The sequence below is a fragment of the Flavobacterium sp. genome, from assembly GCF_020217025.1.
Taxonomy (GTDB): domain Bacteria; phylum Bacteroidota; class Bacteroidia; order Flavobacteriales; family Flavobacteriaceae; genus Flavobacterium.
Map to the genome: position 1 here is coordinate 1 of NZ_JAIWOF010000186.1, position 10000 is coordinate 10000.

Consider the following 10000-nt stretch of genomic DNA (forward strand, 5'->3'; position numbering starts at 1 on the left):
GTTGCTCCATCTAAACCATTTATTCCTGCTGGACCTTGTGGACCCATTGGACCTGTTGCTCCATCTAATCCATTAATTCCTGCTGGACCTTGAGGACCCATCGGACCTGTTGCTCCATCTAAACCGTTCAATCCTGCTGGACCTTGAGGACCCATTGGACCTGTTGCTCCATCTAATCCATTAATTCCTGCTGGACCTTGAGGACCCATTGGACCTGCTATTGAACTTCCTGAATTTAATGCATATAACGCATAAGGAACACTCATTAATTGAGAAACACCAACAACTGTATATGAATTACCACCTGCTGGATCTGTTTCTGTTTTAACAAAATATGGACCATTTGCCCAGTTTATACCATTGTATGTTCCTAGCGTTGGTGTTCCATTACCAATCTCTAAAGTAACTAATCCGTTTATGTTAGAAGTAGGATTTTGTGTCTCTACATATACTTCCGTTCCAACTGCAGAACCCTGTAAAATACTAATTCTCATTCCAACAGCTTGGTTGGTAATCAAATTATTTGAAGAATTTCGAATTACCGCTTGGTAACTCATATTATTCTGACTTTGTGAAGATGCTGAAATGCATACAAATAACAGCAGTGCTAAATAGTATATTTTTCTCATAATTTATTAATTTAATTGGTTTGTCTTTTTATAATTTTAAAAGTTTTGATTTCTTTATTATTTTCTATCACTTTTAGTAAATAGATAGCATCAGGATATTTTCCCATTTGAATAATAGTTGAGTTCTCCGAAACTTTGTTATGCTCTACTAATCTTCCATTAATATCAAAGAGTTGGTATTGTATTGACTCAAAAGTAGATTCGTTTATTTTTAAGTAGATAATATCCGTAGTAGGATTTGGATACACTAGTAATTCTAAATTGACATTAAAATTATCTTGACCTAAAACGATTTGAATTTCAAATGGTTGCTCTACACCCGGCGATAAATTAGCAGTAGCTCCATTAACCGTTTTGTAAAATAACTGTCCTATAGAATAACTTACATTGCCGTTACTTCCTGAGGAATTTCCTCCCGATGACACAACCGATTCTTGAGCATATATTTGCGTTATAGCCAAACACGCTCCAATGAGTAATAATTTCTTCATATTGATTTGTTTTTGAGGTTTTTAACTTTTTGAGTTTCTTAAAGCTTGAAATGAGTAGGCAAAAAGTGTATTTAAACTCTTAAATATTATTTGTTAAAATTATCCAAAAACTACAAAGAAAGAGCAGATTAGTAGGCCTACTTAATAGTTGTATAATCGACTAGTTTAAGTGGTATCCATTAAAGAATAAGTGGTTAAAAAAAGACAGTATAAAAATATAAAATCGAGAAAAAATCGAATTAAAAAAATGAAAAATGATAAAAATTCGGCTTAAAATCATTAATTCAAACAAAAAAACTTAAATTTTTGTATGAATTAATAAAGCAATAAAAGAAATATAATTGCTAAAAACTATTTAAGTTTTAGTCCTTAATTTAAGATGTCGTTGCATTTTTTACACAACGCTAATTTAGCGTTATCAATAGTTTTTACACTTTCTACAGCATCAGTCATAACGCAAGTTTTGTCTGGACAATGAGGCAATCCTAAATTATGTCCAAATTCATGAACGGCTACTTTTTTAAAACGAGTAAAATGGATTTTTGAATTGGGATGTTGAATACGAAAAGTAGAAATAATACAACTATTTCCCGGACAATACGCCAAACCCATAATTCCCCAATCGGCGTATTTGTAGGTTGGTTTTTTTATTTTTCCCCATTGGTCTTTTTTAGTGATTGAAATATCTTTGTACGTCAATCCCAATATAAAATCTAATGAGTCTGCTTTATTCTTCTTTTGAAGATTAATCATTTTATCCGCTCGATATCTTGGCAATTTGACTTCTGTAAAAGCTTCTTTATACAATTCTTTTGAAGGAAGTATTACAGTCTTTATCTGATAGAAATCAGCAATTGTCTTAGCTATAGTATCCGTTTTATCTTCCGGAAATATACCATAAGGTTGTATTCCAACAGTTAATTTTTGGGTTTCGTTGGATTGGCAAGCAAAAAGAAATAAACTAAATACAAGTAAAACTATTCGCATAAAATAACATTTGCTTTAAAACGAAAAACCCTGAAATTTAGTATTTCAGGGTTTTAAATATAAATTGAAAATCAATTATTTTCTGCTCATTAAAATTCGTAATACATACCAGAATAATAACATAATAGAAGCAAATAATTGTAATGAAGCTCCAACATATTGATCAGTACTAAATTGGTCTTTAATTTTACTAGTTTGGTATAAAATACTAGCAGAAGCTAATACCACCATTCCAACAGAAAACCATAATCCTAAATTAAATCCGAAAATAGCTCCAACAACGATAACTCCTAAAGCTACAAAACCACCTATAGTGATTGCTGTTCTTAAAAATGAGAAATCAGTTTTTGTCATAAAAACTACTGCAGTTAACCCGGAGAACATAAACAAAGTAATTAAAGCGGCTTGCATAATCATTTCGCTACCAGAATATAAAACTGCCATAGCAATCATTGGTAAGAAAATAATGGCTTCAAGTAAAACATATAAACCTAAGCCTAAATATTGTTTGTCTCTATCTGGATGAAAAACCAATCGGTCTGATAAGGTAGAACCCAACCAAAATAATCCTAAAATAAACAACCAAACGAATTTTCCGCCCATCATCATTAAAATCCATTCCATTGGAACAATTCGTAATAAAATTGATTCTACTAGCATAAAAGCTAAAATAGCGTAGGCAACATGACTATACGTCTTTTTAAAAAAGGTAGCTCTATCTGCATCAGTTGCATAAGAAACCACTACATTGTTTTCTGAGTTCATAAAATTTAGTTTAAAGTTTATCGAATTTACAATTTTCGTACGAATAAAAAAAATCCTACATTCACTTTATAACTTCAATTTTATCTAAATGTGTCAAAATCAATTAAATTAAAATTTAAAAATGTTGCACAATGTAAAAGTATATCGGCATTCCAATAGTAATATTTACAGGAAACGTTATCGCTAATGCCATTGGCAAAAATAACCCCGGATTAGCTTTCGGAACTGTTATTTTCATTGCAGCAGGAACTGCTATATAAGATGCACTTGCCGCAAGTATAGAAAAGATAAATCGATTTGAAATATCGTCAGTAACAAAACCACTTAACCAAGCAAAAACACTACCGTTTACTAATGGAATCAGTAAAGCAAATGCAAACGGAAACCAGCCATGTTCAAAAAACGATTTTAATTTCTTTCCACTTGTAATTCCCATATCTAATAAAAAAATAGCTAAAAATCCTTTGAATAAATCATTTGTAAAAGGTTGAATTCCTTGTGCCTGTTTTGCATTAGCTAAAAATCCGATGACCAAACTACCTAATATCAAAAGAACACTACCATTGGTAAAAGAATGCCCTAAAATTTCTAGCTTATTAATTTTTTGTGTTTTTTCTTTATTGAAAACCGAAATTAAAACCAAACCAATAATTATCGCAGGCGATTCCATAAGCGCCATAATAGCAACCATATAGCCATGAAGTGACAATTGATGCATTTCTAAATACGAAACTGCCGTTACAAATGTTACAGCACTAATCGAACCATAAGCAGCTGCAATAGCTCCCGCATCATATACATTCAATTTACGTTTTAAGATAAAGAAAGTATAAAGTGGAATTATTATAGCGATAGAAATTCCAAACAACATCGACCAAATAACTTCACTATTTATGGTTTCATGAGATAATTCTTGTCCGCCTTTAAATCCAATTGCAAAAAGTAAATACAGCGAAATAAATTTTGAAGAGTTATTGGGTATTTCTAAATCGCTTTTCAAATACACAGCAATAATTCCTAAAATAAAGTAAAGTAAAGCAGGGTTCGTCAGGTTTTCTAATAATAAATTTAAATCCATTTTTTAATTTTTAATTGTAGTGTTATTTTTTTGAAGCGCGTTCTAATCTATCGTTGATAGAAATTCCTAAACCATATTCAGGCAAACGTTCGGCAATTATTAAATCTAAATTCATTTTATCCAATTGATGCATCGCATGGTATAATTTGGAAGCGGCTAGTTTTAAATCACTTTCCTCCGACAGAACGATTTGATTGTTGACATCAAATTCAGGCAAATAAGAGTTAAAAAGAAGCAATCCAATCTTCTTTCCCGAATACCAATCTAATTCTTCTTGAACATTTCTCGTAACTATAAAATCCGTTTTTGGAGAATAATGCTTAAGTAACATTCCGGGCGCAATCGGTTGCTTTTTTTTCTTGTTTAATAAGGTTACATTTCCTGAAACTTTTTCAATTTCTTCCAAGGCTAATGCGCCCAAACGATATACCACTACTCTATTATTGTAAAATCCAATAATCGTAGATTCGATTCCAGCCGAACATTCGCCTCCATCCAAAACCACATTGATTTGATTTCCAAAGTAATTTTCAACATGTTCAGCGCTTGTTGGACTTATACTAGTAAAAGGATTTGCACTTGGAGCGACCAAAGGAAAATCTAAATGTTTTAAAAGCTCCAAAGCCACAGGATGATTCGGTACACGAACCGCAACTGTATCTTGATTTGCTGTGACTAAATCTGGAATGTGAGGTTGCTTTTTTAAAATTAAAGTCAAGGGTCCAGGCCAAAAAGTATTTGCTAATTCATAAGCCATTGGCGGAATTTCTTGCGCAACCTGTTCTAAATCTTCAATTCCTTTAATGTGAACGATTAAGGGATTAAAAGTAGGACGCTTTTTTACGTCAAATATTTTATGAATGGCTTCGGTTTCAAAAGCATTTCCTGCCAATCCGTAAACGGTTTCGGTTGGAAAACCTATGATGCCCTTTTCATTAAGATGCTGAACTGCTAAATTAATATTTGTACTTATCATTTCTTTTTATGGGTTACAAAAATCGCAATACATTGGGTCTTCAGTTTTCTTTCCATTCGGATACAAAACTTTTGACTCGTAATTACAATGTTGGCATTTATATATATGAGCCGATGTGGAGCGCGTTGGCATTGAACAACTACTACATAACAAACCGGCTTCAGCTCCAACCACGCCAAAGCCGGGAAATAAACATTCAGGACAAACCGAATGTAATTTGTTGATTAACTTAAAACAAACATCATTTATAACCTTCATTCGGGTTGGATTGTACATAGCACGCATGTCCGTTTCTATGAAACACGAATTACTAGAAGCAATTATTTCATTAAATTTGGTTTCAACCGAATCATAATCGGTAATACCTTTGTAAATTTTAGTCCAATTTTCAGCAGCATCTTTTAAAATAACACCATGTGAAGGAAATTGAACTTTGTCTAAAAAAGCTTTTAATTCGTCTCGAGTATGAAGTTCCGAACTATCAAAATTGGTTTCCATACTCAATACTCTTTCAACAATTTCGAGATTATGTTTTTGGTCTACTAGCATGATTAACTCGTCATTCGCAGGTGCAAAAAATACACTGGGATGATTTCCAAACGAACCTTCAGTGGCTATTGCCAAATCAAATCCTTCTAATTTCATCCCTTCCCAACATTTATTTCTGAGCGTTGTTAGAGCATCATCTTTTCGAGCGATTTCACCAGAAAATGTACCTAAACTATCCGTATCAAAGTCTTTTGCAACAAAACAAGTTACGCCAAGAGCTTCTTCAAGAGAAGGTGTTATGACTTCTTCTTTCAGATGTTTCGTTACGATAAGCAAACGACGACCCGAAAAAAAATCAGGCTTAGTCTTCATAAGCAATCTCAATAAACGATTGTATTTTTAGTTTTTTATTATAAGCTTTTGCTTCTTCTAAAATTTCAGCAATACTAATCATACCTTGTTTTATATGTGTTATACGATGTAAAGCTTTTTCATCATCTTTACCAAAACGAACTTGAGAACTAAAATTTTGCATTTTATTTAAATTGATATTTTTGTTGCACATATCCATTAAAATTTCGCGTGCTTCAAACGAATCAAACTCACCGTTAATAAGATTAATTTTCCTCATGATTTTTATAATTAGTTTCAGATAAATTGTTAATAAAACGAAATGTTGTTAATAAAACTAAAATCAATAATCCTGCAAATAGCTCTCTGTAAATAACATCAGTGGTCGTTATTATTTTAAGAACTAAATAAGTGTTGAGCATTACACACAAAATCAGTAAGAATTGTAATATTTTCTTTTTCATAGCATTTTTTTATTGACCTTGTCCCATAGAATAGGCTTTCACTCCATTAAATTGATATAGATTTTCGGTTTTAATTACATCGATACCTAAATCAATTGCCTTACCCAGCAGCGTTACAATTACATTCTTTTCAAGCGGTTGATTCGACTGAAAGCGACATCTCCAATGATCCGTGCAAAAGGTTTCCGAAAAGCCATTAGGCCAAACTTTTACGCCTCGGTTAGAAATCATAACTAAATCCATGGTTTCTGTTGTCAAAGCTTTTAATTTCTCAGCTAAAATGTTAGCATCCAATCCACTCCAGTGTACGAACAAATCCACACCTAATAATTCTTTTTGAGAAGCTTCTTTTCTTTTGTATTCTGGTAACTGAATGACAGAGTTTTTGGGTGGTGTTACCGCTTTTAAAATACTCGGTACTTTATCGAAATTGGTAATTACAGCATCAGCGAATTCCGAAGTTCCTACCAATTGTTTACTCAATTTATCATTATAAATATCTGCTGTGTGAATTCCGTCTTCTAAGGTTTTCAACCAAGCATTTTGAATTTTAGTAGCTTCAGTGGCATAACCTAAGTGATATAGCATCGCAATCGCTGCTTGTAATAAACCTGACGGATTGGCAATATTTTGTCCCGCAATGTCTGGTGCCGAACCGTGAATCGCTTCAAACATCGAACATTCATTTCCGATGTTCACTGAACCCGCTAATCCTACCGAGCCTGCGATTTGTGCTGCCACATCTGAAATAATATCTCCGTATAAATTCGAAGTCACAATCACATCAAATTTCTCCGGATGATCTGCTAAATATGCTGTTCCGATGTCGATAATCATGTGATTCGCTTCGATGTTAGGATATTCCATGGCAATTTCTTTGAAAACTTGGTGGAATAAACCATCGGTTTGCTTCATGATATTATCCTTGCTAAAACAAGTCACTTTTTTACGACCATAATTTTGAGCATATTCAAAAGCATAACGAATGATTTTTTCGCAACCTGGACGACTTATCAATTTTAAGCATTGTACTACTTCATCCGTTTGTTGGTGTTCAATTCCAGCATACAAATCTTCTTCATTTTCACGAACAATTACCACATCTAAATTTGGAAAATTCGTTGCTACAAAAGGATGTAACGATACACATGGTCGAATGTTAGCAAACAAACCTAATGCTTTTCGCATCGTAACATTTAAGCTCTTGTAGCCACCTCCTTGTGGAGTTGTGATGGGCGCTTTGAGTAATACTTTGTTTTTTCGGATAACTTCCCATGAAGCATCTGAAATACCAGAAGTATTCCCTCCCAAATACACTTTTTCTCCAATTTCAATTTCTTCAAAATCAATGGGAGCATTTGATTTTTTAATAATCTTTAAAACTGCATCCATGATTTCTGGACCAATTCCGTCTCCTTTAGCAATCGTAACTTTTCTCATGTTTTGATTATTTTTATGCAAATCTCTGTACTTTAATTCATATATTTTTATTTATATTTGCTATACATTATATAAAATATTTTTATGAATTACACCTTAAACCAGTTACGCATATTCTTGAAAGTAGTACAAAATCAGAGTGTTACTAAGGCTTCCGAAGAGTTGCATTTGACCCAACCTGCGGTTTCTATTCAATTAAAAAATTTTCAAGACCAATTTGAAATTCCACTAACAGAAGTGGTAGGAAGAAAGATTTATGTAACTGATTTTGGTAAAGAAATTGCCGAAGCAGCCGAACAAATCTTACAACAAGTCAGCACTATTGATTATAAAACATTGGCTTATAAAGGACAGCTTTTTGGAAAAATTAAAATTTCAGTCGTTTCTACTGGAAAATATGTGATGCCTTACTTTTTGGCTGATTTTTTAAAAATGCATCCCGGAGTAGAATTAGAAATGGATGTAACCAATAAAAATAAAGTGGTGAAAAGTTTGCAAAACAATGAAGTAGATTTTGCTTTGGTTTCGATTCTTCCAGAAAAAATGAAAGTAGAAAAAATTGATTTAATGCAAAACAAGTTGTTCTTAGTGGGCAATATGGAAGAAGATTTTAGTAAGAAAAAGAAAATCGAAGATATTTTAGAAAACCGTCCGTTGTTATTTAGAGAAAATGGTTCCGGAACACGCCAAACCATGGAGCGTTTCATTGTACAACAAGATTTGAAGATTAGCAAGCGAATGGAATTAACCTCAAATGAAGCCATAAAACAAGCCATTTTAGCAGGCTTAGGATATTCAATTATGCCTTTAATTGGCATCCGTAAAGAAATACAAAACAAGGACTTACAAATTATTCCTTTAAAAGGATTACCCATCAAAACCAATTGGAGTTTAATTTGGGTAAAAGGCAAAAACCACAACCCTGCTGCCCTTGCCTATTTGGATTATTTAAAAAAGGAAAAAGAAGCGATTATCCATTCCAAGTTTAGTTGGTATGAGACGATGTAGCTTCTTTTTTATTTTCAATTCAATTGGCTCAACACTATTGCGATTTTTATAAACATAATAACAACTTTTAAAACTGTCATTATTAAATCACTATTGTTTTCTTCTTTCATTTCTCTTAGTTTTTAAAAACCTCGAAAAATGAATTCCGAGGTTTTGATTATTTAACGAAAATGTCTTTTAATTGACTGATTACGTTACCACTTCCAGAAATGGTGATTTCACCAATTCGATCTGCGATTTTTTCTACGTATTCCATCTCTTTCAATTTCCACAACATTTCGTTTTCCTCCATTAATTTAGCGGTATTCAACATACTACGCATAGCAGCCGTTTCTTCCCGTCTCATAATACTGTTGGCTTGTGCTTTTTTCTCTGCCACTAATACCTGATTCATGATTTCTTTCATATCTCCAGGTAAAATAACATCTCTAATTCCAGCATCGGCAACACTTAAACCTAAGGCGTTGATTTTCTCCAACATGTTTTCCAAAATTTCTTTTGAAATTGTGTCTTTTTTGTTCAACAACTCGTCTAAAGTGTAGCTACCAACTAAAGCTCGTAAAGCCAATTGCATTAACACATACAACTGTTTGTCGTATTCTTTGTTGTTTACCAAAGCTTTAACTGCGTCAATTACTTGGTAACGAACAAAAAAGTTAATCCGCAAAGTTGCTTTATCTTTTGTCAATAATTCTTGACCTGCGATTTCCATTTGTTGTTGACGAATATCTACGTTTTTAACTTCAATTGGAATGGCGTTGTTCCAGAAATAGTAGTTTCCGGCGGCCAATTCTTTTACAAAAGCACCATTTACAAACAACAAACCTTTTTCAAAGTTCAACACTTGAAATTTTCTAGTGTACGCACGAACTTTGATGTTTTCCAACAAAGCCACTGGAACCGTTTCTGTAATTTCTACTTTAGATAAATCGATTTTTGTAAAGGCATTGTCTAAATATCCTTTCCAAAAGGCATATCTTCCTGTCGTCAATACTTCTTTAAACATGCCGTTTACATAGTACAAAGCGATTTCATTATCTCCTATTTCGATTATTTCTAACATTGAAGCTAACTTTTCATTTTGCAATAAAATCGTTAATTCTATTGGCGCAACAAACGATTGCTTCATTTCATATATATGCACTTTTTTATTGCCTAAAATCCAATAAGAACCAGCTTCTAAGACGTTAATTAATTTTCCTTTTTCAAATACCAAACCTACTTGGTATGCTTGAATTGTAATTCTGTCGATCATAATTTATTTATAGTTATCATTAAACATTCATTTAAAAAAGAAAACCTTCAGTACTTCGTCCAAAGTC

10 protein-coding genes and 1 pseudogene are annotated in these 10000 nt (G+C 32.8%); 1 reads left to right on the forward strand and 10 read right to left on the reverse strand.

Translation table 11 applies throughout. The features are described from left to right. From LDL23_RS09580 to LDL23_RS09620, 9 genes and pseudogenes are all read right to left on the reverse strand, one after another. A pseudogene (locus tag LDL23_RS09580) lies at positions 1-629 on the reverse strand (collagen-like protein); the annotation flags it as partial. Positions 630-640: 11 nt separating this feature from the next. Next, entirely contained in the window at positions 641-1120 is a 480-nt protein-coding gene (locus tag LDL23_RS09585; protein WP_291265490.1) for a T9SS type A sorting domain-containing protein, read from the reverse strand. Between the two features lie 369 nt (positions 1121-1489). Beyond that, positions 1490-2107 (reverse strand): matrixin family metalloprotease, encoded by a 618-nt coding sequence (locus LDL23_RS09590; protein WP_291265491.1) that lies wholly within the window; start codon positions 2105-2107, stop codon positions 1490-1492. A 75-nt stretch (positions 2108-2182) separates the two neighbouring features. Next, on the reverse strand, positions 2183-2872 hold the full coding sequence (locus LDL23_RS09595; protein ID WP_291265492.1) for a Bax inhibitor-1 family protein: 690 nt from the start codon (positions 2870-2872) through the stop codon (positions 2183-2185). 115 nt (positions 2873-2987) lie between these two features. Then, on the reverse strand, positions 2988-3950 hold the full coding sequence (locus LDL23_RS09600) for a sodium-dependent bicarbonate transport family permease (protein WP_291265493.1): 963 nt from the start codon (positions 3948-3950) through the stop codon (positions 2988-2990). Between the two features lie 22 nt (positions 3951-3972). After that, positions 3973-4926 carry an L-threonylcarbamoyladenylate synthase gene (locus tag LDL23_RS09605; RefSeq protein ID WP_291265494.1) on the reverse strand — a complete coding sequence of 318 codons (954 nt, stop codon included), beginning with the start codon at positions 4924-4926 and terminating at the stop codon, positions 3973-3975. 6 nt (positions 4927-4932) lie between these two features. After that, complete coding sequence (locus tag LDL23_RS09610) at positions 4933-5787, reverse strand: DUF6671 family protein (protein WP_291265495.1); 855 nt, start codon at positions 5785-5787, stop codon at positions 4933-4935. Further along, complete coding sequence (locus LDL23_RS09615; RefSeq protein WP_291265496.1) at positions 5777-6046, reverse strand: hypothetical protein; 270 nt, start codon at positions 6044-6046, stop codon at positions 5777-5779. Before LDL23_RS09615 ends, LDL23_RS09610 begins: the two co-directional genes overlap by 11 nt. Positions 6047-6239: 193 nt before the next feature. Next, positions 6240-7670 (reverse strand): NADP-dependent isocitrate dehydrogenase, encoded by a 1431-nt coding sequence (locus LDL23_RS09620; protein ID WP_291265497.1) that lies wholly within the window; start codon positions 7668-7670, stop codon positions 6240-6242. A gap of 84 nt (positions 7671-7754) precedes the next feature. On the opposite strand from LDL23_RS09620, the gene LDL23_RS09625 reads away from it, so the two are divergent. Then, positions 7755-8678, forward strand: a complete 924-nt coding sequence (locus LDL23_RS09625; RefSeq protein WP_291265498.1) for a LysR family transcriptional regulator — start codon at positions 7755-7757, stop codon at positions 8676-8678. A gap of 157 nt (positions 8679-8835) precedes the next feature. On the opposite strand, the gene LDL23_RS09630 is transcribed toward LDL23_RS09625, so the two are convergent. Continuing rightward, complete coding sequence (locus tag LDL23_RS09630) at positions 8836-9933, reverse strand: slipin family protein (protein WP_291265499.1); 1098 nt, start codon at positions 9931-9933, stop codon at positions 8836-8838. Between the last annotated feature and the right edge of the window lie 67 nt (positions 9934-10000).

Coding starts and splice junctions, on each gene's coding strand:
- LDL23_RS09610 (WP_291265495.1), bottom strand. CDS start 5,787: ATGAAGACTAAGCCTGATTTTTTTTCGGGTCGTCGTTTGCTTATCGTA.
- LDL23_RS09585 (WP_291265490.1), bottom strand. CDS start 1,120: ATGAAGAAATTATTACTCATTGGAGCGTGTTTGGCTATAACGCAAATA.
- LDL23_RS09600 (WP_291265493.1), bottom strand. CDS start 3,950: ATGGATTTAAATTTATTATTAGAAAACCTGACGAACCCTGCTTTACTT.
- LDL23_RS09605 (WP_291265494.1), bottom strand. CDS start 4,926: ATGATAAGTACAAATATTAATTTAGCAGTTCAGCATCTTAATGAAAAG.
- LDL23_RS09595 (WP_291265492.1), bottom strand. CDS start 2,872: ATGAACTCAGAAAACAATGTAGTGGTTTCTTATGCAACTGATGCAGAT.
- LDL23_RS09630 (WP_291265499.1), bottom strand. CDS start 9,933: ATGATCGACAGAATTACAATTCAAGCATACCAAGTAGGTTTGGTATTT.
- LDL23_RS09590 (WP_291265491.1), bottom strand. CDS start 2,107: ATGCGAATAGTTTTACTTGTATTTAGTTTATTTCTTTTTGCTTGCCAA.
- LDL23_RS09615 (WP_291265496.1), bottom strand. CDS start 6,046: ATGAGGAAAATTAATCTTATTAACGGTGAGTTTGATTCGTTTGAAGCA.
- LDL23_RS09625 (WP_291265498.1), top strand. CDS start 7,755: ATGAATTACACCTTAAACCAGTTACGCATATTCTTGAAAGTAGTACAA.
- LDL23_RS09620 (WP_291265497.1), bottom strand. CDS start 7,670: ATGAGAAAAGTTACGATTGCTAAAGGAGACGGAATTGGTCCAGAAATC.